This is a genomic window from Corynebacterium sp. UMB4614, assembly GCF_030217065.1.
In the GTDB taxonomy this organism is placed as follows: Bacteria; Actinomycetota; Actinomycetes; order Mycobacteriales; family Mycobacteriaceae; genus Corynebacterium.
On the sequence record NZ_JASONC010000020.1, the window covers coordinates 1 to 26,146 of the forward strand.

Consider the following 26,146-nt stretch of genomic DNA (forward strand, 5'->3'; position numbering starts at 1 on the left):
GTCTAGGCGGTGTGAGTATCACCGCCTACCGAAAACTTCATGTAGCGTGACCCGAAACTGTCCAACAAAATGTCCGCGTCCCCTTTTTTGCTACTTAACCCGTGGCGACGCCACCAGACCCCTCCGCTTAGCTTTGGGGTTACTAGTATCCACGCACTACAGCTTGGAACTTCCGAGGCCCGCGCCGCAGAGCGGTGATTGCGTTCCTGATGGTGCGATAAACCTGCAGTTCACGGGTGGCACACCCGCTTGTGCAGTTCCGTGAAAATAGTTTGACTAGCCTCTGCTGCCCCTAAGCGGTCAGGACTCCCAAGGGGATCACGTGCACTCCGCTAGGAAGCGTGTATGCATATTCCGTTGCTGTGATGATGGCTAGGTATGCAGGCGACCCGATCTTGTTGGTGTCGACACGTTCGTCACGGAGTTTGATGAGGTTCGCTTCGGCTTGTGGGATCTGCGATGCCCCGAGTTTGACTTCGCAGGCGCCCCACTTGCCGTCTTTGGGGTATTCGATGATGGCGTCAACTTCAAGGGCCGTGTTGTCACGGTAGTGATAGACGCGCCCGTGCTGGAGGGCGGATGCCGCGCGCAGATCTCGAATGACCATGGACTCAAAGATCTGGCCGAAGAACTCCGGGTCGTTCGCGAGGCGGTCAACACCGATACCCAAGGCGGCGCAGGCCAGGCTGGGGTCAGCGAGATGGAGCTTCGGCGAGGTGCGCAGTCGTGATTTAGATCGGAGCGCGACGCTCCAAGGTTGCAACCCGTCGAGGATGAATATCCGGGTAAGTGCCTGGAGGTACGTGGAGACCGTTTTCGGGTCGACTGTTGTGGCATCCGAAGACACGTCTGCAGCGAGTGTTTTCAACGTTGCTTCGCCAGAAATATTCCGAGCGATGGATGCCAAGGTCCGGCGAATGTTTAGTTGGTTGTGGCGTGTGCCAACGTTTTCTGGCACTTCCACGTCGAAAATGTTGTCCAGGTATGAGCGGTTAAACATGACCGCCTGCTGAGTGCTCGCCCCGAGCAGCCCTGGCCATCCGCCACGAACGGCCTGCTCGGCCATGTCCTTATATGTGAGCTTGGAAGCTCCACTTACACTAACGCCCGGTTCTAGCGATGCGAGGCTTACCTGGCTTGTCGACGCCCCACTCTCCGCGAGCGACATTGGCCGCATTCGTAATCTTGCAAAGCGTCCCGCGCCGGAGTGACGCGTGGTGTCATCGGCCGGTGCCGCTGACCCCGAAAGGATGAACTCTCCGCGTCCTTGACGGTCATCGATCTCGTGGCGGATGGTGTTCCATAGGGAAGGCGCGAGCTGCCACTCATCAATGAGACGAGGGGTTGGACCGTTGAGTAAGGCTGCGGGGTTCAATTCGGCCAGCGTAATCAGCTCGGGGGACCGGTCGAGGCGTACAGAACTTGCAGCCTTTTGGAGCGCGGTAGAGGTTTTCCCGCATGCGCGCGGCCCCTCAAGGAGGACGCCTCCCATGAACTGGAGGGAGTCTTCCAATACTTGATCTGCAAAGCGTGAAAAGTACTGCATATGGGCACTATACCCGCTTTTGCAACGGTTTCATGCCCGACTTTGCAACATTTCTATACCGGCTTTTGCAAGTTCGCTCAAACGTGGTCTTGGGAATTCCTAGTGGTGTTCGAAATGTGTCCTAGATTGGCACGCCCTTCCTAGTGGCGCGTATGTCTTCGTCACTAGGCGGTGCGGACGTGCTTTTGCGGGAGTGGCTGTTCTCAACCGTAGGGAAGGGGGTGAGGTGAAAGCCTAATGCTGAATCCGGTCACCAACCGGACATCCGGCACGCATAATGCCCGGAGCTCTAACTCCGCAACTTGCTGATCAGCGCTACCACGCCAGACACTCCCGCCGTCAGGCCTCCGAACACCACGCCGATCTCCACAATGCGGTCCTGATTTCTCAGACGCGCCGTCTCGACAGGGCAAAAGGCGAGGTGCTTGGGGCCGTGTTGTCGAACTAGCGGGCTGATTTCTTTGTGGAAGTCCGCCCGCTTCGGCTTTTCCGGCCTTATTATGACCGCATGGTTAGGGCAACGAAAGTTCTTCTCGATGGGTACGGCGTCCCCGAGTCACTCCGTTGGCATCAGGGCGCCCTCTATTTCGTAGACATGGCAACCGGGACTCTGCACCGCTGGACCAAACCAGGTGGGGAAGAAGTCTTGGGCGAAATCCCGGGTCGCGCCGGCGGCCTGGGATTCCTCCCCAACGGTGACATGCTCATCGTCTCCATGGACCAGCACGTCATCTGGCGGCGCAGCGCCGATGGCGAGCTGACACAACATGCAGACATCAGTGAATACTGCGGCGGCCACGCCAACGACATGATGGTCACACCCGATGGATACGCCTACGTGGGCAACTTCGGTTTTGATTACCACGCCTTCCACCGGGACAATGCGAACTCCCACCTGTATAAACCACCGGGACCGCCGTCAACGCGGGTGGTGTGCATCGCCCCGGACGGCACGGTTGCGGGAACCGGCCCGGACATGCTGTTCCCCAATGGAACGGTGCAGTTGCCGGGCGGCACCGTCGTCGTCGCCGAGACCCTGCGACTGCAGCTGACCGAATGCGACGTCGATGAGGCCGGCGTATTGACCAACCCCCGGCCGTACGCCAAGCTCATGCCCGAATTCCTGTGGCAGCAGCTCAACTCCGGTTCACCGCTGGGCACCATCGTCCGCACGGCAGCCGGGGTGCTGGAAAACCCCCGCATCGCGAACGCCCTGCCCATCTCGCTGGCCCCCGATGGGATTGCGCTGGATAGTGACGGGCAATCGATCTGGATTGCCAATGCCACGCGCGCGGAGGTCGTGCTCGTGAAGCCCGGCGGCCACATCGTCGAGCGCATCCGCACCGGCAACAAGACGCTCGACGTGGAGCTCGGCGGCGATAACGGCCACACGTTGTTCTGCGCCACGACGATCAACGACGACCCCACGATCGGTGGGCCCGCGCGCAAGGGCTGCATCGAGATCATCGATCTGGAGGCGTAAGCATGGGCGTTGTACTCATTACTGGAGCTGGCCGCGGCATTGGAGCTGCAACCGCTCAAGCAGCAGCCGACGCTGGCTACGACGTCGCCGTCACCGACATCAACGGCGAGGCCGCTCGCACCGTCGCTGAAGAACTACCCGGAAACATTCGGGCCATCGGTGTGGAACACGACGTCCGTGACGAGGACGCGTGGGCCACCGTCTTCCAGGACGTGGAACACCAGCTTGGGCCGGTGGACATCCTGGTGAACAACGCCGGGATGATCCACACCGGTTGGGCACGTGATCTCTCGGGTGACCAGCATCGGCAGATGGTGGACGTAAATTTCTTTGGCCCCATGTACGGCACGCTGAAAGCCATGCGGTACATGAAGAACCGCGGCGGGCACATCGTGACCGTGTGCTCCATGACCAGCTTCCTTCCCCTGCCCGGGTACTCCTCCTATGGCGCGACCAAGCATGCGTTGCGCGCATTCATCAACACCGTCGCCATCGAGGAGCGCGCTAGCCGCGTGGCGTTCACGCTGGTGCACCCGCCCGGGGTACGGACGGAGATGCTGGAACAGGAAAAGCGCGACCCTTCGGCGGTGGCGGCTTTCGCTGAGAAGTCCGTGGGCCCGGAGGTCATTGCCGAGACCATCGTCCGATCCTTCAAGAAGCGCCCGCTGTTCGGCAGGCCAGCAGAGATCGTGTTCCCCGCGCTCGGCGGCCGCTTCCAGCGCTGGGTGGGCGCGCAGGCGGTCCTCATGCGCCTGGCGATGCCCTTCGTTCTCGCCAGTGGGCGGCGGGCGCTGCGGAAAGGGTGAGGGAAAAGGACGGTGACGCGGCACCGTAGCGGCATCATCAGGGAATTATCAGGGCATTTGGATACGCGCAGGTGAGAGGCCTGCATGGGTAACAGCGGGCAGGGTGAAAAGCCAGATTTCCGCGAATTCGCTTGACGGACGGGGGTGCGTGGTGGGTAGGTTGGCGGGCTCGTAACCACATCGTTACCGAAAGACGAAGGAGCGAATACTTTATGCGCAAGTCCGTCAAGACCAACCTGACCCGCCTCGCAATGGCAGCCGGCGTGATCGCAGCACCGGCACTGGTTGCACCGACGGCAAACGCAGCAACTGTTGGCCAGTGGGATCAGGTCGCAGCATGTGAGTCCGGCGGCGATTGGCACATCAACACGGGCAACGGCTACTACGGTGGCCTGCAGTTCTCGGCCCAGACCTGGGCGGGCTTCGGTGGCACGCAGTACGCACCGACCGCTGACCAGGCCACGAAGGAGCAGCAGATCGAGATTGCTGAGAAGGTTTTGGCCGGTCAGGGCGCTGGCGCATGGCCGAACTGCGGCGGCCCGGTTGCCTAAGGGGCTCCGCGCGCCCCGCGGGAATTAGCTCCCGCGGATCCGGCAATAGCGGTCCGGCAGTATCGCCCCGGCAATAGTACGGCCGGGGTTTTGCTGTACCTGCCTGTACCGGCCGGAGGGCGCGTTAAAAACAAGGTCTAACCCCTCCAGTGAGCAGGATCACAGCCTAGAAAAACAAAGAATTTTCCACGCCTTGACCTGCGCATTCGCGGGCGAAATGAAATTAAATTTCGCGTTGACTTTTAAAATCTTTTCCAAACCGTTATTATCGTTTTTGCCGGGTTGATGTCTGCCCAACCGCATATCCTCCAACCCCCCCCTGATGAGGATGGTTGGGATGTGACTCCCCGGAAGTAAAGCCATCGAGCATCCCCCCCCGCTCGATGGTTTTGCGCTTTCTACCCCAATTTTTCCGGCCAGCGGTGAGCCGCGCCCACAGCCCCATCTAGCATGGATGGCACAAGAGTTGAGAGAACTTTCGGCACCACCCTCAAGCCAGGAAGTGAAAGATTGTCCGCAGCGCTGATTGCTACCCACGTCCTTGCCATCCTCGTTGGCATCACCATTGGACTCTTCGGCGGCGGCGGGGCAATCCTCATGGTGCCGATCCTCAGCTATATCGCGGGCTGGCCCACCCAGGACTCCATCACCGGCTCCCTGTTCATCGTCGGCCTCACCAGCCTGTTCTCCACCTTCCTGCACGCCCGCCCGACCAAAGAACAGCGGGAACGAGGACATAAGAAGGGCAACGTCCGGTGGGGGACGGGCGTCGTCTTCGGTGGGCTGGCGATGCTGGGCGCCTTCGCGGGCGGGCAACTGACAGCCTTGCTGCCCGGCATCGTCGTCATGACGATCTTCGCCATCGTGATGATCGCCTCCGGCATTGGCATGGTTCGTGGCAGGAAGCCGTCTCCACCCGCCGCTCCGAGCCGCACGAAGGGTAAATCAACCCCGAGCAGCGTAGGAACCGCAGCGACCCTGCCGCTGAGCCAGGCGCAGAAAGTGAAGATCGTCCTCGCAGCACTCGGCATCGGCGTGATCTCCGGGCTGGTCGGGGCGGGCGGCGGCTTCCTCGTCGTCCCAGCGCTGGCGCTGCTCGTGGGCTTCACAATGCCGGCCGCGGTGGGTACCTCGCTGTTGGTTGTGGCGATGCAGTCGGCCTCGGGGTTCCTCTCCCACATCCTTCACGTGGACGTCGACTGGCAGGCGCTCGGCAGCCTCACCGGGCTTGCGATGGCCGGCACGATCCTTGGCACGCTGCTGGGCTCCCATATCCCGGCGGCGAAGCTGAAACGCGCATTCGGGGTCTTTGTGCTGCTGATGGCGGCGGTCGTGCTCGCGCAGGAGTACCTGCTCGCTTAGGCTCACGCCTCCTGGTTGAGGCGGTTTAAGCGTTGACTAAGCTGTTTGGGGCTGCCGGCAGGCGCTGGTGAGAACCAGCCACCGGCCACCAACCCCCGAGACGAGCGAAGGAGAGCCACGCGAGATGACCGAACCCACTGGCGCACCCGCAGGGCGTGCACAGCGCGCCGCCCGCCCCAGCATGTTGATCGCCCTGCTGGGGATCTTCTTTGTCGGGCTGAATCTGCGCCCGGCGATCATTTCCGTGGCCTTCGTGATCCCCGATATCCGTGGTGATCTCGCGCTCGGCGCCACCGCGGCGGGCCTGTTGACGACCGTTCCGCTGCTCGCGTTCGTCCTTCTTTCCATGCGCGCCCCAGGGTGGGGACGTCGGTTCGGGCTGGCCCGCACCATCCTCGCGGCCCTTGTGATCCTGATGGTGGGGTTCGCGATCCGCCTGGTGCCTAGCGCCACTGCGCTTTTTGTCGGCATGGCCGTGGTGGGCGTGGCGATCACGATCGGCAATGTGCTGTTGCCGGCGTTTATTAAGGCGCGCTACCCGGATAAGGGCGGCATTCTCATGGGCGTGTACACCGTGAGCCTGTATGCGGGCCCGGCCTTGGCCAGTGGACTGACGCTGCCGATCGCCCGGGCCACGGGGTCCTGGCGGATCGCGCTGCTGAGCTGGGGGATCCTCGCGGTAATTGCGCTGCCGCTGTGGCTGCCGCAGGTTGGTCGCGTGAAGCTGCGGCCGGGCACCCCGGCGGCGAAGGTGAAGTTCACTGACAATGGCGGGGCGTCCGGTGTTGCGGAGGGCGCCAGCGCCGGGGAGGAGGCCGCCGATGCCTCCAATGCAGCCTCCGGCGTGGCATCTAGTGCGAAGGCGGCCCCACCGGCGATCGCGATGAGCAGCATGCTGCGCTCCCCGTTGGCGTGGGCGGTGAGCGTGTACTTCGCGGTGCTCTCCGTGCTCTTCTACACGGTTAACGCGTGGCTGCCGACGATGTTCCTGGAGCAGGGACGCGGGGAGAATGCGGGCGGCGAGATGCTCACCGTCGTGAACCTCGTGGCCATCCCGTGCGCCCTGGCGGTGAGCATTTTTGTGCACCGCACCCGCAGCCAGGTGTGGGCGACCTCCATCGGCTCGGTGGGCCTGGGCGTGGGCCTGGCGGGCATGTACTTCGCGCCAGCGCACCTGGGCATGGCTTTCGCCGTGCTCTTCGGCATCGGGCACGGCACTGCTACGGGTATCGCGTTCTCCCTGGCGATGCTGCGCACCCGCACGGTGGCGGGCACGGCGGGGCTGGGCGCGCTCAGCCAGACCGCGGGCTATACCTGCTCCGCGATCGGCCCGGTTGGCGCGGGCGCGTTGCACGACGTGCTCTCCGGCGGGGGAGTGGCCCAGCCGTGGTCCATCGTCATGGCTGGCCTGGTGGCCCTGGTGGTGCTGCAGTTCCTCGCCGGCCTGTGGGCAGGCCGCGACCGCTATCTGGAGGATGCGCTGGGCAGCTAGCGCGCCGGGCTAGCTTTCCTTCGGCCCGAGCTCTTCCTCCAGTACCTCCTGCACGACCTTCATCGCGCTCAGGGCCGCAGGAGCCCCGCAGTACCCAGCGGTGTGCAGCACGGCCTCGGTGATCTCCTCGCGAGTCAACCCATTGCGCAGGCCGCCCCGGACGTGCCCGCGCAGCTCACCGGTGGCCCGCAGTGCGACGAGCATGCCGATATTCAACAGGCTGCGATCCCGCTTCTCCAGGCCGGGCCGGTTCCAGATGGAGCCCCAGACGGTCGCGGAGATGTGCTTCTGCAGCTCCTCGCCGTCTTTACCCGCGTTGCGCTCCAGCGCGGCGTCCACGAAATCATCGCCCATCACCGCACGCCGCATCTCGATGCCGGCGTCGTAAGCGGTGTCCATTGCCTCCGCTAGGGACTCGTTTTTCTTCGTCTCTTCCGTCATGCTCTCGCCTTTCGTGTGGTGTTGTGGTTGTGGTGCTGTGTTTTTAGCGACGCCGCCCGCCTCAAGCAGGCGCTAACCCCAGCTTAGAACCCGGTGCAGACACGCCCCGCGCAACGGTACGACGATCGCCGCGACGTCCTTGTTGATCACATGTGTGATCGTGTCCTGCTCGTTGGTGGCGGGTCAGTCCATCTGCAGCACGGTGCGCAGCTCTGCGAACAGTTCCGGGCGGACCTGGTGGGTAACCGTCCGACCAACTCGCACCTTCTCTAGCAAGCCGGCTTCAGTCAATCGTTTGAGGTGGTGAGACACAGTTGGCTGACTCAGCCCAGACCTCTCTGTTAGTTCCCCGACACTGACCGGTCCACACCCCTCGGCCGCCAACCTCGACAGCAGCCGCAGGCGGGCAGGGTCGGCCAGCACCTTGAACAAGGTGGCATAACGCTCGGCCTGTTGCTCGGTCAGGGGGCCAGAACCGAGTGAGCAACAGGAGGCAAGATCAGTGAGTGGAAGGATCTGCGGGAGGGTCATAATAGCCATCCTATATTGACGGTCATCTATATGAAGATTACTTTTAGTATCGATGACCATCAATATTTAAAAGGGGTCGTATGACTGTTTCCCATCGCCCGCGCATGTCCTTTTTAGACCGCTTCCTGCCGGTGTGGATCCTTCTGGCCATGGCTGTTGGCCTACTCCTGGGCCGGACGTTCCCCGGTATTAGTGACGCTCTGGGCGCCCTGGAGGTCGGCGGGATATCCCTGCCGATCGCCCTTGGCTTGCTGGTGATGATGTACCCGCCGTTGGCGAAGGTTCGTTACGACAAGACCCGGGAGATCGTCGCCGATAAACGCCTGATGGGCGTTTCCCTCGTCCTTAATTGGCTGATCGGCCCGGCTTTCATGTTTGCTCTGGCCTGGATCTTCCTGCCTGATCAGCCGGAGTTGCGCACGGGGCTGATCATTGTCGGCCTGGCTCGGTGCATCGCGATGGTGCTCGTCTGGTCGGACCTGTCGTGTGGTGATCGGGAGGCCACGGCCGTGCTGGTGGCCATCAACTCGGTGTTCCAGGTGATTATGTTCAGCGTGCTTGGTTGGTTCTACCTCCAAATCCTGCCCTCCTGGCTGGGGCTGGCGACCACCTCGGCCGAGTTTTCCTTCTGGTCCATCGCCACCTCCGTGCTCGTCTTCCTCGGCATCCCGTTGTTGGCCGGAGTGCTCTCTCGACTCATCGGTGAGAAGACCAAGGGGCGTGCCTGGTACGAGGACACCTTCTTGCCAGCGATCTCCCCGCTGGCGTTGCTCGGCCTGCTGTATACCATCGTGCTTCTGTTTTCCCTGCAAGGCGAGCAAATCACCTCCCAACCGTGGACCGTGGCTCGTCTAGCGGTGCCACTGCTGATCTACTTCGTGGGCATGTTCGCCCTCGCGCTGGCTGTCACGAAGATGTCGGGGATGAATTACGCGCAGTCGGCGTCGGTGTCGTTCACGGCCGCAGGAAATAACTTCGAGCTGGCCATCGCCGTGGCGGTCGGTACCTTCGGGGCGAACTCCGCACAGGCGCTGGCCGGTACCATCGGGCCGCTGATCGAGGTCCCGGTGCTCGTCGGCCTGGTCTACGTCATGCTGTGGTTGGGGCCGAAACTCTTCCCCCAGGATCCGACTCTGCCCGCATCCCCCACATCGTCTTCACAGACTGCTGTATCTGAGAAGGAGAATGCCATCTCATGAGTACCCGTCCGAGAGTTCTGTTTGTCTGCGTCAGCAACGGCGGCAAGTCCCAGATGGCCGCAGCCCTGGCCGCTCAGCACGCTGGCGACCGGGTCGAGATCCACTCTGCCGGCACGACACCGGGCACAGAACTCAACGCCCAGTCCGTGGAGGCGATTAGTGAGATCGGGGCCGACATGTCCGGCGGAACCCCGAAGGGGATCGACCCGCAGCTACTGCGGGAGGTCGACCGCACCACCATTCTCGGCGAGGATGCCCAGTTGGAGCTACCTGAGGATGCTCACGGAACGTGCGAGCGGTGGGGGATCGACGAGCCGTCCCAGCGGGGCATCGAGGGCATCGAGCGAATGCGCCTGGTCCGCGATGAGATCGACGCTCGGGTACGCAGGCTTCTCGATGAGTTGCTCGAGAATTAACTTCCCACCTCATAGTGGTTGCGGTGCTGTGGTTTTTTTAATGACGTCGCCCGGCCTTGAGCAGGCGCTAGCCCCAGCTTAGAACCCGGTGCAGACACGCCCCGGACGGGCGCAGGACATCGTGCGGGCCAGCGCCGGGAGAGTGTGTCGTTGGTGCAGGACTGTTCGAATAGGCGGCCCGTGTCTGGTGCGTTGTCTATGGTGAGAGCGTGACTTCTCCAACTGCACTTCGCCTGGACCGGGCGACCATGCGTCAGAACCTCGACCGCTTCAAGCTGCGATGGCGGGAACGCCTCGACGGCTGGGGCAACGACGACGAGGGCGGACTTGAGCGCAAGTACGCGCAGAGCTACTGGACCGAGCTTTTCGAATGCTTCGGCGTGACCGCCTCCCGCATGGACCTGTTCGAGCCGGACGCCCGGCGAGCGAGCACCGGCAAGGACGGCTATATCGACCTGTTTTGGCCGGGTGTGGTGATCGGGGAAGCGAAGAAGCCGGGGGTTGATCTTCAGGTCGCGGTGGACCAGGCACGCGACTACCTCCTCGGTGGCACGATTACGCCTTCCGAGCAGCCCCGCTACATCCTCGCCAGCGACTTCGAACGCCTCCGCCTGGTGCGGCTCGGCTTGGCGGAACAACGCTTCGACATTGAGTTCCCGCTCGCGGAGGTCACCGAGCACGTTGATGAGCTGAAGTTCCTCGCCGGTTACGAGGACACCCTCACGCGGGAGGAGCAGCAGGAGGCCTCGATCCAGGCATCACGCCTGATGGCCGACCTGTTCACCGCAATGGTCGGCGACGAGGTCGACGAGGAAGTCGGCGATGAGGCCCCGACCAACCCTGAGGACGAAGACGCCGCCGTCCAGGTGACGTCGATGTATCTGACCCGTCTGCTGTTCCTGCTGTTCGCCGAGGACTCCGGGGTCATTGAGCAGGATCTCTTCTATCGCTTCGTTCTGGAGCACACCACCAGCGAGAACTTGGGAAGCCAGCTTGGTGCGTTGTTTGAGGTGCTGAATACCCCGGAGGCTCAGCGCCGCCGGGTGCCGGATTCCATGGCGCGTTTTCCGTACATCAACGGGGCGATCTTCGCGGAGACGATGCCCACGCAGTTCTTCACCCCCGAGATGCGCGATGCGCTGCTGAATGCGTGCCGGTTCCGTTGGACGAACATCAGCCCTGCCTTGTTCGGGTCGATGTTCCAGCTGGTGAAGTCGAAGGAGGCCCGCCGGGATGACGGTGAGCACTACACCTCCGAGAAGAACATCCTGAAGACCATTGGTCCGCTGTTTTTGGACGAGCTGCGCGCTGAAGCCGACCGGCTGATCGCGGCGAAGTCCACGCCGGTGGCGAAGTTGCGGGCATTCCGCGACAGCTTGGCCGACATGGTGTTCTGCGACCCGGCCTGTGGCTCGGGAAACTTCCTCATCGTGGCTTATCGCGAGCTGCGCAAGATCGAGACGGACGTGATTGTCGCCATCCGTGAGCGCGAGGGCACGACGGATCTTGCGCTCGATATCTCGTGGGAGCAGAAGCTATCCATCGGGCAGTTCTATGGCATTGAGTTGAACTGGTGGCCGGCCCGTATTGCGGAGACTGCGATGTTCCTGGTTGACCATCAGGCCAACCGGGAGCTGGCTGACCGGGTGGGGCTGGCGCCTGATCGCCTCCCGATTTCGATTACAGCGCACATTGAGCATGCGAACGCACTGGCCGTGGATTGGCTGGAGATCCTCCCCGCGACCTTCGGGATGACCTATATCTTCGGCAACCCACCGTTTATTGGTGCCCGTATGAAGAACAAGGAGCAAAAGGCTGACCTCGCGCGGGTATGGGGCACCACGAAGGGTGTCAACGACATGGACTACGTCACCGGGTGGCACGCACAGTCACGCACACTCCTTGCTAAACGCCAGGGTGAGTTCGCGTTTGTCACCACGAACTCGATCACTCAAGGTCAGCCCGTTCCCGCGCTTTTCGGCCCGCTGATTCAAGACGGCTGGCGGATCAAGTACGCGCACCGCACGTTCGCTTGGGACTCCGAGGCCCCGGGTAAAGCGGCCGTGCACTGCGTGATCGTTGGCTTCACCAAGAAACGCGCCGTTAAGCAGCGGCTGTGGGACTACCCTGAAATCCACGGGGGGGGGGGGTGGAGCAGCGTATCGAGAAGGGGATCAATGCCTACTTGGTTGATGGCCCAAATGTGCTTGTCACCGCACGGCGCACACCGCTTTCCCCGGAACTTCAGCTAGCTCGGTTCGGGAGCATGGCTAATGACGGCGGCAACCTCATCGTGGAAGTCGACGAGTACGACACGGTTGCCGCTGACCCCGTAGCGGCAAAGTATCTGCGCCCGTTTAAAGGCTCGCGGGAGCTGGTGCGCGGTCTTGACCGCTGGTGCTTGTGGTTGGCCGATGGATTCGACGCAGCTGACTTAGAGAAATCGCCAGTGCTGCGGGAACGCATTAGTACGGTGCGGGACGTGCGCGCCGCGTCGAAGCGGCAGGCCACCGCTGATCTCGCGAGAACCCCGCACCTGTTTGGAGAAATACGCCAGCCAGACCATGACTACCTTTGTATTCCTTCGGTCGTAAGTGAATCGCGTCCCTATTACACTGCGACGCAGCTGGGAACTCGTACCATTGCCAGCAACCTGGCGTTTACAGTGAGTGATCCGTCAGGCCTTTCTTTCGCGCTAATTTCATCCTCAATGTTCATTACCTGGCAGCGCACAGTCGGAGGCAGGTTAGAATCGCGCCTGCGTTTTTCCACTCTGACATGGAACACTTTTCCCGTTCCGGACCTCGACGAGAAGGTTCGGCAGCGGATCATCGACGCGGGGAAGAAGGTGCTGGACGCGCGAGCATTACACCCTGAGCGTTCCCTAGCGGAGCACTACAACCCGTTGGCGATGGCCCCCGAGCTGCTCAAGGCCCACGATGACCTTGACCGTGAGGTCGATAAAGCATTCGGCGCACCACGGAAGCTCACGACAGAGCGCCAGCGCCAGGAGCTCCTATTCGCGAACTATGTCGTGTTGATAGAGGTGGCGTAGCCGGAGGTATGTGTTCGGTCTTCGCGCCGAGATTGGATAGGTGAGGAAGCATGGTTTGAGGCGGTGACCGATGGCAGATATGCGCAGACTGAACAGGAAAAACCCGAACTTTTCGCGAGAGCGTCTTTTTCGGGCATACACTGCCGTTATGCTCCTTAATATCCCCCATAAAATTCAGTAACCCCGGCGATATGCGTCTAAAACGCAGGGATCTCTCCGGGGCTTTCATGCACAACCGTAGCATTTGTTCCCATGGATTCCAACAACAATCTAACGAGCGATCTCGACAAGTGGTTCTCGCCTGCGCGGATGAGCACCTATGCCCACCACCCGGACCCTGAAGCTCTCTATCTCTGGAATACTCATGTCACCAAGGCTTTCCTGGAGGACCTCCAGCATGTCGAGGTGCTGCTACGAAACTGCGTAGACACCGCAGTCGCTCCGCGCTACGGGGCCAGGTGGTACACCAACCCGGCCATCCCGTTCGTAACACCGGCCAAGAGGGCCATCAGGAAAGCAGAACAACGTGCACGTACACGAAGAGAACCAACCCCACCGCCGGGGCGGGTCATCGCCGAACTCAGCTTCGATTTTTGGGCCTACCTGTTCACCAAGACCTACGCCTCGACCCTCTGGCCGCTGGTTCGTAAAGCTTTGATCGGCACACCGACACCTATCACTGACGGAAGCAAGCCTGGTGTCTTGGTCCCCAATCTCAACGAATTCAGATGTGAAGTCGATGTGGTCTACAAACTGCGTAATCGGTGTGCCCATCATGAGCCGATCATCAGACAGAACCGGCAGGACGAAAACGAAGATTTCGATCGAGCACAGCTAGCCATAGAGAAGTTGTCTACCTGGATTGACCCCTCTGCGGCGCAATGGATAGCCACCAACTCCAGACTCCCCGAATTACGGACTAGCAGGCCGTAGCTCAAGGTATGGGTTCACCATCGCGGGGAATGAGGCTGTGTTCGTAGGTTTGTGTCTGAACCCTGGTCCGACTCTGTCAGACCATGTGCAGGGCGCAGACCCGGAGGCCTGCGCCCAGAGAGCCTCGAATCCTTAAGGCAGGGACTCGACGAACTCCGGCAGCCAGTCAGTGATCATGCGGCCGGTGAGGAACGGGGTCTCCTCGGAGACGTACTTGCGGGCCTCGGTGTAACGCATCGTGCGCATCAGGTCCACGACCTCAGCGACATCCGGCGCCTCGAAGGCGAGCATCCACTCGTAGTCGCCCAGGCCGAAGGACGGAATCGTGTTCGCGCGGACGCGGTTGTACTTGCGGGCCTCCACACCGTGGTCGACCAGCATCTTGCGGCGCGGGGCGTCGTCCATGAGGTACCACTCCGGGGTACGGACGAAGGGGTACAGGCAGATCCACTCCTTCGGCTCCGGGTCCACCATGAAGTCCGGGACGTGGGACTTGTTGAACTCCGCTGGGCGGTGCAGTGCAGCGTTCGTGCGATAAGGGACAGCCGCCTTACCCAGCAGCGTCTCGCGGCGGAAGGCGCGGTAGAAGGCCTGCAGATCCTCCAGCTTCTCGCCGTGGATCCAGAACATGATGTCCGCCTCCGGGCGCATGCCGGTGAGGTCATACACGCCACGCACGGTCACGCTGGAATCCTTGTAGGAATCCAGGAACTGCTGGAAGTCCTCAGCAACCGCCGCGCGATCCTCGCCGAGCACGCCGGCCTTGATCTCAAACGCCGACCACATGGCGTACTGGATCGTGTTGTTCAGCTTCTCGAAATCGATCTTCTTCGACATATCCGAGGCTGCCACCTTTCTCATCGTCACTTAATCCGCAGGTCATTCTACCTGCACGAAGTGCCGAGAACCACGACGGCAGCCTGTGCAACAGCTGGAGAACAACTGCCGTCAGGCTGCCACCGTGGCCCATCACGCGCGCCGGGGTGACCCCGGCCACAGTCAGTGTTTAGGCGTTCACCTGCTTGGCCTGCGCCTGCACCGTGTTGATGCGCGCACCCAGGCGCACCATCAGCAGCACCAGGGATACGGCCAGCAGGATGTGGCCGATACCCGCCATGCCGGAGATCCCAGCATCCATGCCCTTGCTCAGTTCCGGGGTCTCCTCCAGCGGGCTGCCGGCCAAGACCTGCAGCCAGCCGCGGACAGTCATCATCACCAGGGTGATCACCAGGCCGATGTTGTAGAGGTAGAAGAACCAAGTGAACTGCTTCGACCCAGCCAGCGCGTAGAGCTTATCCAGGGCCAGCACCACCAGCGGGACGATGAAGCCCAGCACCAGCAGGTGCGTGTGCAGCGTGCTCAGCTGCGTGGCGTTATCGACCGGGAACTCCTTGAACTTGGTGACCTCCCGGTAGAACACGCCGCTGAGCATGCCGATCACGAGGTAAATGAAAGCGGTGGTAAACAGGGTCTTCTGCGCGTTCTTCATTGCGCTCATCCTTTTCTTTTCTGGTTTCTTGTTCTTCTTGTGGTGTCGTTTTTTAGTTTTGGACGTCGCCCCGCCTGGCCTTGGAGACCATGAAGGCCGCCAGGAAGCCGATGACCAAGGCCGCGATCGCGGAGACCAAGGCCCAGCGTGTGCCGCTGGCAAACGCCGCAACCACGGGGTCCAGCACCTGCCCCGGCACGCCCTGGCCACGCATGGCGGGGATCGCGGAGCCCGCCGAGGAGCGGGCCGCATCCGCCAGCTGGCTAGGGCGTGTCTCTTATATGCGTAACCAGACCAGAATCGCCGCAAGCACCACTCCCGCGCGATACGTGACCGCGAGCTTGTCATAACGCGTCGCAAGCCCGCGCCACTGCTTCATCAACCCAAAGGCCCGCTCGACCACGTTGCGGTCTTTGTACAGCTCCGCATCAAACCCGGGCGGTCGCCCGCCAGCACGACCCTTACGCTTCCTGGCAGCGATCTCATTAGACTTCTCCGGAATCACCGCGGCGATGCCGCGCTCACGCAGATACGCGCGGTTCACCCGTGACGTGTACCCGCGATCAGCAAGCAACGCATCAGGGCGCGTCCGCGCCTGCCCGCACCCAATTCTCGGGACCCGAATATCGCCGAGGACTTCCTGCAACATCGCGCCATCATGGCGTTGCCCGCCCGTCACCACAATCGACAGCGGCCGGCCATGCCCCTCGACAGCAAAATGTACCTTCGTGCTCAACCCTCCGCGTGATCTCCCGATCCCGTGACCTGCCGGTTCAATCTCGCATAACGGCAGATTCTTGTAATTCGATAGAGCCCCCTGTGTCCTGATCAGGGCGCGGCAGGTTCGTACCGTGCTGATGAGCACGGTTGATCGTCGCGTCGATTGACACGTTCCAGTCAATGTCGCCCACTGCATCGGCCTCGGCGAGGATGTGCGCGAATACGCGGTCCCAGGTGCCGTCGGTTGCGTAGCGGCGATGCCGCTTCCACACCGTCTGCCAGGGACCATACCGGTCGGGGAGATCTCGCCACGGGATTTCGGTGCGGTACCGGTAGATGATGCCCTCTACAACGCGGCGGCTATCACCAAACGGGCGGCCTTTACGGCCCTCATTCGTTGGCAGAAGTGGTTCAACTCGCTCCCACTGTGCATTCGTGAACTGCGTAAATCTAGACCGTTGTGACACACCTCAATCATGCTCGAGCACAGGCCCACAATTAGGAGACACGCCCTAGTGGTGCCGGTCAGGTCCCGGGAGTTGAACGCCATCCCGGCGGAGAGCATCGCTCCCGCCATCGCCGCGCCAAGCGCTGATCCGAGCTGGCGGACTGTGGACTGGGTGGCCGAACCCTGGCCGGACTGCTCCACCGGAACGTCCTTCAGCACCAGGCTCGTGAGCTGCGCGGATGCCAGGCCCAGGCCCACCCCGTAGATCACCAGGGCGACCACGATCAGCCACAGTGGCCGGTCCGGCGCCTGTTCCGCGGTGAGCTGCAGGACGCCGAAGACCTCCAGGCCCAGGCCCAGCAGCACGGTGCCGCTCGCGCCGATCCACGCCGCCAGGTGCCTGGCCAGCGCCCCGCTGAGGAAAGCGCCCGCCGCCATCGCCGCGAGGACCAGACCCGTGGTGATCGTGGACAGCCCCAGCGCGTTGATCAGGTACAGGGGGAGCACGAAGACCAGGGCGAATTCGCCCACGGCCACCATCAGCGCGGTGATGTTGCCCCACGTGAAGGTCGGAACCTGGAACAGGCCCACGTCCAGCAGGACCGCGTCCTGCGCCTTGCGCCGGCGATTCTCCAGCACCACGAAGGCAGCCACCGCCACCGCGCCGACGATCCCGGCCAGCCCCGGCCACGGCCACCAGCCCATCTTCGGACCCTGAATGATCGCGAAGACCAGCAGACCGAAACCGATCGCCGAGAGCAGGAAGCCGGCGACGTCGTGCCCCGCATCCGCCCGGCCCTTCGTATTCGGCACCAGCTTCAAGGCGAGGACGAAGAGCAGCACACCGATCGGCACGTTGACCCAGAAGATCAACCGCCAGCCCGCATACTCAGTCAGCAGACCACCGGCCAGCGGGCCCACCGCCGCGGCACCCGCCATGACCGCGCCCCACACGCCGAACGCCGCGGCGCGGTCGTCCCCCTGGAACAGGGAGTTCACGCTGGACAGGGTAGACGGCAGAATCGCCGCGCCACCGATGCCCTGCACCACCCGGGCCACAATCAGCACCCCGGCCGACCCCGCCAGACCGGCGAGCACCGAACCGAGAACGAACAGCGCCACACCGGCCAGGAATAACGTCCTCCGCCCCTTGGCGTCCCCCAACTTGCCCGCGGTGAGCAGCAGGGCAGCGAAAACCACCGAATACAGGCTCGTCACCCACTGGGCACCTGCCAGATCCAGGTCCAGGGCCTCGATGATCGCCGGCATGGACACCCCGACGATCGTCCCGTCCAGCACGATTAGCGCCAGACCACACGCCAGAACCCCCAGCGCAGCCCACTTATTCGGAGCATGCGCTCGTGCCGAACCAGCTGCCGCCGGTGCGCTCTGCGTGCTTACTGCTCCACGATTTTCCCTCATACTTTCTAAGCCTATGAACCAGCCCCGAAAAGCACATCAGCCGAAAGGTTGAACTTTCAATCAGACGAAACACAAAATCGGTGCCGGTTGCGTGAAAGAAACTCGCTACTCTGGAAAACATGAATCTCCCACTAGACAACGTTGACCCCAAGGGGCTCGTCGAATACTCCGTCGTGTTCTCCGACCGCTCCCTGAACCACATGTCCGCGAAGTTCGTGGACGCCATGCAGGACATGCTCGGCATCCTGCGCGGCACCTACAACGCCCACTCCGCGGCCATCATCCCAGGTGGCGGCTCCTTCGCCATGGAGTCCGTGGCCCGCCAATTCGCGAACGACGCCAAGACCCTCGTCCTGCGCAACGGCTTCTTCAGCTACCGCTGGACCCAGATCATCGAAACCGGCAAGATCACCGACCAGCACAAGGTCCTCAAGGCCAAGCAGGTCTCCACCGAGGCAGGCGCGCCCACCTTCGAGCCGATGGATATTAAGGACGCTACCGCCGCCATCGCCGAGTACAAGCCAGACGTGGTCTTTGCTCCCCACGTGGAAACCGCCTCCGGCATCATCATCAGCGAGGACTACATCACGCAGCTCGCCGAAGCGACGCACAAGGTCGGCGGCGTCTTCGTCCTCGACTGCGTGGCCAGCGGCACCCTGTGGGTGGACATGAAGAAGACGGGCGTTGACGTCCTGATCTCCGCGCCGCAGAAGGGCTGGTCCGGTAGCCCGGCAGCCGGCTACGTCCTGTTCAGCGAAAACGGCCGCAAGGCGATGGAAAACACCCAGACCAGCAGCTTCGCGATGGATCTGAAGAAGTGGACCGCCATCGCCGATGGCTACGTGGATGGTGGCGCGGGCTACCACGCCACCATGGCCACCGACACCCTGCTGCACAACCTGGAGCTCATGAAGGAAGCCCAGGAGGTCGGCCTGGAGACCCTGCGCGCCAAGCAGGAGGAGCTGGGCGGCAAGGTCCGCGAGCTCTTCGCCGAGCGCGGCTACACCTCGGTCGCCGCGCCGGGCTGCGAGGCGCCGTCCGTCGTGGTGGTCAACGCCAAGGACCCGCAGAAGAACTACGTCGCGGCCTTCAAGGAGGCCGGCCTGCAGATCGCGGGTGGCGTGCCCCTGATGATCGACGAGCCAGAGGGCCTGGCCACCTTCCGCATTGGCCTGTTCGGCCTCGATAAGTGGGCGGACGTCGACGCTGCGGTGCAGCGCCTGGCCGACGCGCTGGATAAGATCGAGTAAGAGAGCAACGTTGATGCCCGAAGGGGCCGCTCCGCGCGCCGGGCGCAGACGCACCGGCCGTGGGGCGCGAGGTGGCCGCGGCCACCGCCCTTGGGCCTGAATGAACGTGGAGTAGACATGAAGCACGCTGATCACACAAGCGAGCACCCCGGCACCCCAGAGGACATTCTGCAGCTCGTCGAGGACTGGGGGCAGTCGTTTAAGATCCTCTCGGATCCGACGCGCTTTCGTCTATTGCTGACCCTGCACTACCAGGGCCCCGCCCAGATGACGATGACGGAGCTAGCCAACGAGTGCGAACTCCGGCCCGCCACCGCCTCCGCAGCGTTGCGTTACATGTCCAACGCCGGAATCCTCACCGTGGAACGCGACGGTCGCCAGATGCTGTACTCGCTGGTAGACGATCGGATCCACCAGCTGCTGCACTACGTGGGCGGCAATAAGGATATGCACCGCCACGACTAGGCGGTGCTGGGGGTGCGTGGCTGCTACCGGGGTGATCTGGGCAGGGAGGGGGACCGGGAGCGCTATGCGCTTTCGGTGATTCGCGCCTCTAGCGCCTCCAGCAGGGCACTGGCTTTGACCAGGATTTCCTGCCACTCCGCCTCGGGGTCGGAGTCCGCGACGATCGCCCCGCCCACCCCGAAGCTGGATTCGCGGCCATCGTCGATGAGCGTGCGGATCGTGATGGACAGATCCGCCTCGCCAGTGGGGGAGAGCCACCCAATCGCACCGGAGTACAACCCGCGCGCAGTACCTTCCAGATCCTCGAGCAGCTCCATCGAGCGAACCTTCGGAGCGCCCGTCATCGACCCGCCCGGGAAACACGCCGCGAGGCAATCCACGGCATCCGCTCCAGCGCCGCCATCCAGCTCGCCGGTGATCGTGCTGACCAGCTGGTGGACGTGACTATAGCTTTCCACCGCGAACAGCTCCGGCACCCGCACGCTGCCCGGCCGGCAGATCTTCGCCAGGTCGTTGCGGAGCAGGTCGACGATCATGAGGTTCTCCGCCCGATCCTTCTCGCTGTTCTGCAGTTCACGACGCCACCGCTCGTCCTCAGCACCGGTGCTGCGGGGACGGGTGCCCTTGATGGGTTTGGCCTCGACGAAGAGCGGGCCGGGGGCGGTGCTGGTGGGCGCGCTCGTGGCTGTACTGGTGCTCGTCTCTGCGCTGGCAGGTGCGTCTGGTGAGGCAGCAGCGGTGCGGCGGATCCGCAGGAAGCGTTCCGGGGACGCCGAAAGCACATGCAACCCTGGGGTGCCAGCCTGCGTGGCGGCGGTGCGCGAGGCTGGGTTGACCGCAACAGGTGAGGGGGAGGCAGTGCCAGGATCCGTTGCCGGCGCGGCGCCGAGGCCGGGGAACTGCAGATAAGCGCCGTAGGGGACGGGGCTCGTGTTGCGCAGTTGCTGGTACGCGCCCCACGGGTCGGCCAGCGCTGGGCCGCGGGCGGTCGTGGTCAGGCATAGCTCGTAGCTATCCCCGGCCGCGATGTGCTCCTGGCAGGCCAGCACATTGGCCAGATACTGCTCGTGGCCGTGATCCAGCCGGTACTCGGTGGGTGCGCTGGCCGCTCGGTTCGTCACGATCGGCGCTGCGTGCGCGGTGGTGCCCGGGGCGTTGTCAGGGGCATTGGAATCCCCGGCGCCCGTGGGGAAAAGCTCCCGCAGACCAGTTCCGAAACGTTCCTCGAGCTGCCGGAACCAGGCCTCGGCCGGGCTGGCGTCCGGCGTGGGGCTCGTGACGGGGGCGGGAGACGCGAGAGGCTCGTCCCCTGGTGCGCCGCCGGGCCCGCCCGATGCCCCCGTGGGTTCCAGGGCCAGTGCGATCACCGCGCCATCGTGCGGGGAGAAGACCAGCCCCCGGTCCGCGAACAGAAGGGCGGCGTCCGGGTGACTGCGGTGGCGCAGAGGTGCGGCCCCGCCGTTCCCGGCACCGAGCTCAGCCACTGCCCCCTGCGCGGGTACAGCCGCATGCTTGGCGCCGAGCCTTGCCCCGCGCCGGGTGGCGCTGGCGAGCACGTCGGGGGAGAGGTTCTTCAACTCATAGCCGAAGGCGCCCACCCAGCCGAGCGCGAAGCCGCCCGTGAGCTGGGAGGGGAAGTCCTCCGGCACGTGGATGCGCCGCAATTGCCCTCGCAGCGCGTCATAGAAGGCGGCAGGATCCCCGGCGTCCGCACCCGCGGACCCTACACCCGCAGCAGCGTCGCCGGCATCGGCACAGGCGCTGCGCCCCGGGACACGGTAACCCACCGCGAAACCGGGACCATCGGCCGCGCTGGCGTCGTCCCCAACCTCGGGAACAGGGCTGTGAACGGTGCCGTCAACAGCTCCGCGAACAGCGGCGCGGGCGGAAGAGAAAGCGAGAAAAGACCGCGCCGTATCGCCCTGAAACGCCGAACCAGAGTCCAGAAAAACGGCATCCGCAGCCTCCCCGCCCTGGTGGCGGAGCGCGGCGAATGCCGTATTCGCGGCCCGGCGGAAAGCCCCCTGGCACGCGGAAACGCCGCGACCAGCGGAAATCGGGAAGATCCGCCAGCGCAGCGTCAGAGATCCGGGTTGCACGCCCGCGGCGCCCGCATCAGGGGTGGTACCGCCAGCGTGGCTGACCCACGGGTAGTGCAAGTTATTCCTTAGAGGCGGTGGCGGCCGCCCTCGTCATCCTTGGAATCCTTCTTGGCGTTATCGGCCTTCTTCGGAGCAGCCGGTGCACCCGGTGCCTTCGGGGCAGCTGGCGCGCCCGGAGCCTTCGGGGCCCCAGCCTTGGAACCGGAATCCTTCTTGGACTCCTCGTTCTTCTTCTGCTCAGCCTGAGCCTTCTTCTGCTCGGCCTTGGCCTTCTCCTCGCGAGCCTTAGCCTCAGCCTTGTCCTTGGCGTCGGAAGCCTGCTCCTTGACCTCCTCGGCCTTAGCCTCAGCCTTGTCCTTGGCGTCGGAAGCCTGCTCCTTGACCTCCTCGGTCTTAGCCTCAGCCTTCGCCTTGGCGTCGGAAGCCTGCTCCTTGACCTCCTCGGCCTTGTCCTCAGCCTTCGCCTTGGCCTCGGCAGCAGCGGAAGCGGCGGCTTCCTTAGCATCAGCAGCAGCGGCCTTCGCCTTCGCGGCAGCCTCCTCAGCCTTCGGCTTCGCGGCGGAACCCGTGGCCTTGCCAGAGAAATCAGAAGCCTTCGGGGCGGACTTCGCCGGGGTCTGCTTCTTCTCGCGCAGGGCAGCGACAGCCGCGCCAGCGGCAGCCAGCAGCAGAACCAGCAGGATGTTACGGCCGAACTTACCCTTGCCGTTGCGCTTACGCTCCAGCTTGGCGGCCTTCTTCTGGGCCTTCTTGTTGATCTTGTCGACCTTCTTCTGGCCGCGCTTGCTCAGTGCCTTGACGTTCTGCTCGGCAGCCTTGCGACGCTTCTTCGCGTCCTTCTTTGCCTGCTTATTAGCCTTCGCAGCATCCTTCTTGGTCTGCTTCAGCTGATCAGCGCCCTGCTCCTGCAGGTTCGCGAACTGGGAACGAGCCTGTTCCAGGCCGCCCTGCACGCGGGACTCCAGCTGATCGCGGGTCTGCTGGGCCTGCTTACCAGCCTGCTGCGCCTTCTTCGCCGCACGCTTCTGAGCCTTCTTCAGACGCTTATTCGCGCTGCGGGTCTCCTGCTTGCGGGCCTTTGCGCCCTCCTTCTGGGCAGCCTCGCGAGCGGACTCCGCCGCGTGGGTTGCACCCTCCCACAGCTCATCAGCGGCCGCGCGGGCACCGGCACGACCAGCGGCGAAAGCGCCAGCCACGGAGCTGGCGAGCTCGCGCTGCTTCTTCTTATCGCCCAGGTCCTCGACGAGGTTGCGGGCGTCGTCAGCGACGTTCTGCAGGTTGGAACGCAGGTCCTTGCTGTTCTTCTTGGCAGCCTTGCGGGCCTTCTTGCCGTCCTTCTTCGCCTGCTTAGCCAGCTTCTTCTGCTTCTTCTTGCCGTCCTCGAACAGCTCCTCGGCGCGGTCGCCGAGCTGGTTGAACGCGTCGGTCGCGTTAGCCATGCCCTTCTCCTTCAATTCATTTTTTTCGTTCTTTAGATCAGAGATACCCTGGCTCGTCCTGCCTCGCAGCGAATTGCGCTTGGCGGCCTTCCGAGCCTTCTTCGCGGACTTGGCCAGCGGGTTATCAAACTGCGTAGCGGGGGAGTTACCCTCCGCTAGCGCGGTGCTCTCCTCGTGGGCTGCGTGCAGCGCACGAGCCTTCGCAAGAGCCTCGGCTGCGCCGTCTTGCTTCCGCATTTCCTCCGCAACAGCACGGATGTGAGCAGGCGAATCAGCCAGCACAGCCTGCTGCTGCTCGTCCGACAAGGTCACATTTCGCTGATCGCGAAGCGCATCGAACTCCGCGAGCTGCCTACGCTGCGCACGGTTCTTCTGCGACTTCCGCAGCTGCTGGGCAATAGTCAGCGCCAGCTTGAGGGTATTGGGATTCATCTAGGAATCTCCTCTTGCGTTGAAATTTCACCAACAGTCCCATGATAGGCAAAGCCCAGATATCCTGCCGTGGGGTTTGCTCAAAACATGTTGCAGCAACCCTGATGGCTAGCCCCGGCCCGCCCGCTGCGGAAGCCCAACCACCCTGCCCCAGCGACTGCCGATTGAAGTACACTGGGGCGCGTGACTAACAAGACTGAAACCGCAATTCTGCACACCAACTACGGGGACATCTCCATCGACCTCTTCGGCAACCACGCGCCGAAGACCGTCGAGAACTTCGTCGGCCTGGCCAACGGCACCAAGGAGTACTCCCAGCCGAACGCTCAGGGCAGCAACGAAGGCCCGTTCTACGACGGTGCGATCTTCCACCGCATCATCGACGGCTTCATGATCCAGGGCGGCGACCCGACCGGCACCGGCCGTGGCGGCCCGGGCTACCAGTTCGAGGACGAGTTCCACCCTGAGCTGCAGTTCGACCGCCCATTCCTGCTGGCCATGGCCAACGCCGGCCCGGGCACCAACGGCTCCCAGTTCTTCATCACGGTGACGGCCACCCCGCACCTGAACAACCGCCACACCATCTTCGGTGAGGTCACCGACAAGGAGTCCCAGAAGGTCGTTGCGAAGATCTCCCGTGTGGCAACCGACCGCATGGATCGTCCGAACGACGACGTGGTGATCGAGTCTGTCGAGATCACTCAGTAAAACCCCTGTGATCGCGATTTTCATCGCGATCAACGTGACCGTCTATGCAGCCATGGCGCTGCAGGCGGTCTTTCACGTATTTCAGCAGGGTTTCTCCGGCCGCGGGGTCGTTTACGCGCTCGAAAGCCCGCTCAGCGACTCCCGAAACTTCGGTTGGGAACTACTCCTCTCCGCGGAGAAAATGGCGGAGCACGGCCAATGGTGGCGCGCCGCCACCGCCTCGATCGTGCACCTCGATGCCGCCCACATCGCCTTCAACATGCTGGCCATCTACTTCATCGGCCAAGCTGTGGAGCAACGCTTCGGGCACCGCATCACCGCCGGAATGATCCTCGCCTCCGCAGGCGGCGGAGCACTCGCCTGCCTCACCCTGCAACCAGAAGCCACCATGGGAGGGGCCTCAACCGTCGGCTACGGGCTGCTGGCCATGCTGCTCGGCATGAAACTCGCGCAGCGTGAACAGATGACCTCGGCCATCGTCATGGTGCTGATCTACTTCGCGTGGACGATCTACACCCCCGGGGTGTCGCTCTGGGGCCACGTTGGTGGCTTCCTCGGCGGCGGGGCCAGTTATCTTGCCGTTCGCGGGCTGCTCGGTCCAACAGCAGGTCCGGCACAACTCCGCCGGGCCGAAACCGGCGCGCTTATCATCGGTACGGCAGCGCTCATCGTAGCCGGCGCGGTTGGCGTCCTGAATTAAAAACCCGCCCTGGCAACCAGGGCGGGCAGAAAAGAAGAAGGGTTACTTCCAGCCCATCGTCATCAACAGACCAACGATGAACAGGCCGAACCCGATCAGGTAATTCCACGGGCCGAGGGTGACCATCAGCGGGATGGCCGGGCCGGCGATGTAGTTCACGACCAGCCACGCCAGACCCAGCAGCATCAGGCCCAGCATGATCACGATGTACCACCGTGGCGTGCCCGAGGCGTTCAGCTTCACCGGGGTACGGCGATCCACCCCAGCGGCGGCGCTGGAATCGAAGTTCTCCTCCGGGGAATTGATCTTTGACTTAGGCATAATTCGCTTCCATTACAGGGCAGTGCTTCCAGCTGCCAAGGCAGCTTCCAATACAACGGCCAATATTAGCAGCTACACCCGACAATTCCGCACCACACGGGGCATGGCGGCACAGGTGCAACATGACAGCGATAGAATCAGCCCATGCGCATCTTGGTCGTCGATAACTTCGACAGTTTCGTTTATAACCTCGTCCAGTACCTCGGGCAGCTCGGCTACCACGAGCAGAACTGCGTGGTGTGGCGCAATAACGCACCCGAGCTCGGCGGTGAGGCAGGTTTCGACGACGCCGACCTCGCCGATGTGCTTGGTCAGTTCGATGCCGTCCTGCTGTCCCCGGGGCCGGGCGAACCCACCGCCGCCGGGCACCTCATGCAGGTCATCCGCGTGGCCGTGGATCAGGGCATTCCACTGTTCGGCGTGTGCCTCGGCCACCAGGCCATCGGCCTGCACTTTGGGGGCCAAGTCGTGCGCGCAGACGAGCTCTACCACGGCAAAACCTCGCCCGTGACCCACGACGGCACCGGCGTGCTGCAGGGCATCCCGAGTCCATTCACCGTCACCCGCTACCACTCGCTGACCGTCGACCCGGGCTCCGTGCCCGAGGAGCTGGCGGTCACCGGGCGGGTGGATTCCGGAATGATCATGGCGATGCGGCACACCAGCCTGCCGGTGCACTCCGTGCAGTTCCACCCGGAGTCCGTGATGACCCAATACGGCCACCGCATGCTCGCGAACTGGCTGATCGAAGCCGGTTTCCCCATCGATGAGGACCTGCTCGGCCGCATCGAGGAAGAGCAGCTTGCCGTGACCGGTGCGCTGAGCAAGTAGGGCG

25 protein-coding genes and 1 pseudogene are annotated in these 26,146 nt (G+C 63.2%); 15 read left to right on the forward strand and 11 right to left on the reverse strand.

Annotation, left to right across the window (positions count from 1 at the left end; genetic code table 11):
* Positions 1–292: 292 nt before the first annotated feature.
* Positions 293–1,546 (reverse strand): ATP-binding protein, encoded by a 1,254-nt coding sequence (locus QP413_RS08330; protein WP_284781428.1) that lies wholly within the window; start codon positions 1,544–1,546, stop codon positions 293–295.
* A 508-nt stretch (positions 1,547–2,054) separates the two neighbouring features.
* Here QP413_RS08330 and QP413_RS08335 point away from each other — a divergent pair.
* From QP413_RS08335 to QP413_RS08355, 5 genes are all read left to right on the forward strand, one after another.
* Entirely contained in the window at positions 2,055–3,029 is a 975-nt protein-coding gene (locus tag QP413_RS08335; protein ID WP_284781429.1) for an SMP-30/gluconolactonase/LRE family protein, read from the forward strand.
* Between the two features lie 2 nt (positions 3,030–3,031).
* Positions 3,032–3,835: an SDR family oxidoreductase gene (locus QP413_RS08340; protein ID WP_284781430.1), complete on the forward strand. Its 804-nt coding sequence runs from the start codon at positions 3,032–3,034 to the stop codon at positions 3,833–3,835.
* A gap of 212 nt (positions 3,836–4,047) precedes the next feature.
* Entirely contained in the window at positions 4,048–4,386 is a 339-nt protein-coding gene (locus QP413_RS08345) for a transglycosylase family protein (protein WP_015381063.1), read from the forward strand.
* A 510-nt stretch (positions 4,387–4,896) separates the two neighbouring features.
* Positions 4,897–5,748: a sulfite exporter TauE/SafE family protein gene (locus QP413_RS08350; protein WP_262368243.1), complete on the forward strand. Its 852-nt coding sequence runs from the start codon at positions 4,897–4,899 to the stop codon at positions 5,746–5,748.
* 124 nt (positions 5,749–5,872) lie between these two features.
* Positions 5,873–7,240: an MFS transporter gene (locus QP413_RS08355; RefSeq protein ID WP_284781431.1), complete on the forward strand. Its 1,368-nt coding sequence runs from the start codon at positions 5,873–5,875 to the stop codon at positions 7,238–7,240.
* A gap of 9 nt (positions 7,241–7,249) precedes the next feature.
* On the opposite strand, the gene QP413_RS08360 is transcribed toward QP413_RS08355, so the two are convergent.
* Entirely contained in the window at positions 7,250–7,681 is a 432-nt protein-coding gene (locus tag QP413_RS08360; RefSeq protein ID WP_284781432.1) for a carboxymuconolactone decarboxylase family protein, read from the reverse strand.
* 183 nt (positions 7,682–7,864) lie between these two features.
* Positions 7,865–8,212, reverse strand: coding sequence for a helix-turn-helix transcriptional regulator (locus tag QP413_RS08365; RefSeq protein WP_012359296.1), 348 nt, complete (start codon positions 8,210–8,212; stop codon positions 7,865–7,867).
* 80 nt (positions 8,213–8,292) lie between these two features.
* Between QP413_RS08365 and arsB the strand changes: the two genes are divergently transcribed.
* From arsB to QP413_RS08385, 5 genes are all read left to right on the forward strand, one after another.
* Complete coding sequence (arsB, locus tag QP413_RS08370; RefSeq protein WP_148811440.1) at positions 8,293–9,411, forward strand: ACR3 family arsenite efflux transporter; 1,119 nt, start codon at positions 8,293–8,295, stop codon at positions 9,409–9,411.
* The gene (locus QP413_RS08375; protein ID WP_284781433.1) at positions 9,408–9,827 is read left to right on the forward strand and encodes a low molecular weight phosphatase family protein; all 420 of its coding nucleotides are present in this window, start codon (positions 9,408–9,410) and stop codon (positions 9,825–9,827) included. Before arsB ends, QP413_RS08375 begins: the two co-directional genes overlap by 4 nt.
* A gap of 209 nt (positions 9,828–10,036) precedes the next feature.
* Positions 10,037–12,079, forward strand: a complete 2,043-nt coding sequence (locus QP413_RS10285) for a DNA methyltransferase (RefSeq protein ID WP_336620849.1) — start codon at positions 10,037–10,039, stop codon at positions 12,077–12,079.
* A complete protein-coding gene (locus tag QP413_RS10290; protein ID WP_336620850.1) occupies positions 12,031–12,882 on the forward strand; it encodes a type IIL restriction-modification enzyme MmeI in 852 nt (283 codons plus the stop codon). The genes QP413_RS10285 and QP413_RS10290 overlap by 49 nt, the downstream gene beginning before the upstream one ends.
* 252 nt (positions 12,883–13,134) lie before the next feature.
* The gene (locus tag QP413_RS08385) at positions 13,135–13,815 is read left to right on the forward strand and encodes a hypothetical protein (protein WP_284781434.1); all 681 of its coding nucleotides are present in this window, start codon (positions 13,135–13,137) and stop codon (positions 13,813–13,815) included.
* A 132-nt stretch (positions 13,816–13,947) separates the two neighbouring features.
* Here QP413_RS08385 and hemQ read toward each other — a convergent pair whose 3' ends face one another.
* From hemQ to QP413_RS08410, 5 genes and pseudogenes are all read right to left on the reverse strand, one after another.
* Complete coding sequence (hemQ, locus tag QP413_RS08390) at positions 13,948–14,652, reverse strand: hydrogen peroxide-dependent heme synthase (RefSeq protein WP_284781441.1); 705 nt, start codon at positions 14,650–14,652, stop codon at positions 13,948–13,950.
* Between the two features lie 169 nt (positions 14,653–14,821).
* Positions 14,822–15,304, reverse strand: coding sequence for a DUF2871 domain-containing protein (locus tag QP413_RS08395; RefSeq protein ID WP_070761775.1), 483 nt, complete (start codon positions 15,302–15,304; stop codon positions 14,822–14,824).
* 52 nt (positions 15,305–15,356) lie between these two features.
* Positions 15,357–15,518: a hypothetical protein gene (locus QP413_RS08400; protein WP_284781435.1), complete on the reverse strand. Its 162-nt coding sequence runs from the start codon at positions 15,516–15,518 to the stop codon at positions 15,357–15,359.
* A gap of 63 nt (positions 15,519–15,581) precedes the next feature.
* A pseudogene (locus QP413_RS08405) lies at positions 15,582–16,428 on the reverse strand (IS5 family transposase).
* The gene (locus tag QP413_RS08410; protein WP_284781436.1) at positions 16,371–17,894 is read right to left on the reverse strand and encodes an MFS transporter; all 1,524 of its coding nucleotides are present in this window, start codon (positions 17,892–17,894) and stop codon (positions 16,371–16,373) included. Before QP413_RS08410 ends, QP413_RS08405 begins: the two are co-directional and overlap by 58 nt.
* A gap of 119 nt (positions 17,895–18,013) precedes the next feature.
* Here QP413_RS08410 and QP413_RS08415 point away from each other — a divergent pair, with 119 nt between their 5' ends.
* Together QP413_RS08415 and QP413_RS08420 are read left to right on the forward strand one after the other, a co-directional pair.
* Positions 18,014–19,144, forward strand: a complete 1,131-nt coding sequence (locus tag QP413_RS08415; RefSeq protein ID WP_284781437.1) for an aminotransferase class V-fold PLP-dependent enzyme — start codon at positions 18,014–18,016, stop codon at positions 19,142–19,144.
* 117 nt (positions 19,145–19,261) lie between these two features.
* The gene (locus QP413_RS08420; protein ID WP_284781438.1) at positions 19,262–19,609 is read left to right on the forward strand and encodes a metalloregulator ArsR/SmtB family transcription factor; all 348 of its coding nucleotides are present in this window, start codon (positions 19,262–19,264) and stop codon (positions 19,607–19,609) included.
* A 62-nt stretch (positions 19,610–19,671) separates the two neighbouring features.
* Here the strand turns inward: QP413_RS08420 and QP413_RS08425 are convergent, their stop codons facing one another.
* Both QP413_RS08425 and QP413_RS08430 read right to left on the reverse strand, forming a co-directional pair.
* Positions 19,672–21,768 (reverse strand): anthranilate synthase component I family protein, encoded by a 2,097-nt coding sequence (locus QP413_RS08425; RefSeq protein WP_284781439.1) that lies wholly within the window; start codon positions 21,766–21,768, stop codon positions 19,672–19,674.
* A gap of 8 nt (positions 21,769–21,776) precedes the next feature.
* Complete coding sequence (locus tag QP413_RS08430) at positions 21,777–23,582, reverse strand: hypothetical protein (protein ID WP_284759204.1); 1,806 nt, start codon at positions 23,580–23,582, stop codon at positions 21,777–21,779.
* 183 nt (positions 23,583–23,765) lie between these two features.
* Between QP413_RS08430 and QP413_RS08435 the strand changes: the two genes are divergently transcribed.
* A complete protein-coding gene (locus tag QP413_RS08435; RefSeq protein ID WP_012359316.1) occupies positions 23,766–24,290 on the forward strand; it encodes a peptidylprolyl isomerase in 525 nt (174 codons plus the stop codon).
* A 7-nt stretch (positions 24,291–24,297) separates the two neighbouring features.
* Entirely contained in the window at positions 24,298–24,990 is a 693-nt protein-coding gene (locus QP413_RS08440; RefSeq protein WP_012359317.1) for a rhomboid family intramembrane serine protease, read from the forward strand.
* Positions 24,991–25,032: 42 nt separating this feature from the next.
* Here the strand turns inward: QP413_RS08440 and crgA are convergent, their stop codons facing one another.
* Positions 25,033–25,311: a cell division protein CrgA gene (gene crgA / locus QP413_RS08445; protein WP_012359318.1), complete on the reverse strand. Its 279-nt coding sequence runs from the start codon at positions 25,309–25,311 to the stop codon at positions 25,033–25,035.
* A gap of 144 nt (positions 25,312–25,455) precedes the next feature.
* On the opposite strand from crgA, the gene QP413_RS08450 reads away from it, so the two are divergent.
* Entirely contained in the window at positions 25,456–26,142 is a 687-nt protein-coding gene (locus tag QP413_RS08450) for a gamma-glutamyl-gamma-aminobutyrate hydrolase family protein (protein ID WP_012359319.1), read from the forward strand.
* Positions 26,143–26,146: the final 4 nt, after the last annotated feature.

What these genes read in the sequence shown, in the direction of transcription:
- QP413_RS08330 (WP_284781428.1), bottom strand. Translation starts at nt 1,546, where the DNA reads ATGCAGTACTTTTCACGCTTTGCAGATCAAGTATTGGAAGACTCCCTC.
- QP413_RS08335 (WP_284781429.1), top strand. Translation starts at nt 2,055, where the DNA reads ATGGTTAGGGCAACGAAAGTTCTTCTCGATGGGTACGGCGTCCCCGAG.
- QP413_RS08340 (WP_284781430.1), top strand. Translation starts at nt 3,032, where the DNA reads ATGGGCGTTGTACTCATTACTGGAGCTGGCCGCGGCATTGGAGCTGCA.
- QP413_RS08345 (WP_015381063.1), top strand. Translation starts at nt 4,048, where the DNA reads ATGCGCAAGTCCGTCAAGACCAACCTGACCCGCCTCGCAATGGCAGCC.
- QP413_RS08355 (WP_284781431.1), top strand. Translation starts at nt 5,873, where the DNA reads ATGACCGAACCCACTGGCGCACCCGCAGGGCGTGCACAGCGCGCCGCC.
- QP413_RS08360 (WP_284781432.1), bottom strand. Translation starts at nt 7,681, where the DNA reads ATGACGGAAGAGACGAAGAAAAACGAGTCCCTAGCGGAGGCAATGGAC.
- QP413_RS08365 (WP_012359296.1), bottom strand. Translation starts at nt 8,212, where the DNA reads ATGACCCTCCCGCAGATCCTTCCACTCACTGATCTTGCCTCCTGTTGC.
- arsB (WP_148811440.1), top strand. Translation starts at nt 8,293, where the DNA reads ATGACTGTTTCCCATCGCCCGCGCATGTCCTTTTTAGACCGCTTCCTG.
- QP413_RS08375 (WP_284781433.1), top strand. Translation starts at nt 9,408, where the DNA reads ATGAGTACCCGTCCGAGAGTTCTGTTTGTCTGCGTCAGCAACGGCGGC.
- QP413_RS08385 (WP_284781434.1), top strand. Translation starts at nt 13,135, where the DNA reads ATGGATTCCAACAACAATCTAACGAGCGATCTCGACAAGTGGTTCTCG.
- hemQ (WP_284781441.1), bottom strand. Translation starts at nt 14,652, where the DNA reads ATGTCGAAGAAGATCGATTTCGAGAAGCTGAACAACACGATCCAGTAC.
- QP413_RS08395 (WP_070761775.1), bottom strand. Translation starts at nt 15,304, where the DNA reads ATGAAGAACGCGCAGAAGACCCTGTTTACCACCGCTTTCATTTACCTC.
- QP413_RS08400 (WP_284781435.1), bottom strand. Translation starts at nt 15,518, where the DNA reads ATGCGTGGCCAGGGCGTGCCGGGGCAGGTGCTGGACCCCGTGGTTGCG.
- QP413_RS08410 (WP_284781436.1), bottom strand. Translation starts at nt 17,894, where the DNA reads ATGAGGGAAAATCGTGGAGCAGTAAGCACGCAGAGCGCACCGGCGGCA.
- QP413_RS08415 (WP_284781437.1), top strand. Translation starts at nt 18,014, where the DNA reads ATGAATCTCCCACTAGACAACGTTGACCCCAAGGGGCTCGTCGAATAC.
- QP413_RS08420 (WP_284781438.1), top strand. Translation starts at nt 19,262, where the DNA reads ATGAAGCACGCTGATCACACAAGCGAGCACCCCGGCACCCCAGAGGAC.
- QP413_RS08430 (WP_284759204.1), bottom strand. Translation starts at nt 23,582, where the DNA reads ATGAATCCCAATACCCTCAAGCTGGCGCTGACTATTGCCCAGCAGCTG.
- crgA (WP_012359318.1), bottom strand. Translation starts at nt 25,311, where the DNA reads ATGCCTAAGTCAAAGATCAATTCCCCGGAGGAGAACTTCGATTCCAGC.
- QP413_RS08450 (WP_012359319.1), top strand. Translation starts at nt 25,456, where the DNA reads ATGCGCATCTTGGTCGTCGATAACTTCGACAGTTTCGTTTATAACCTC.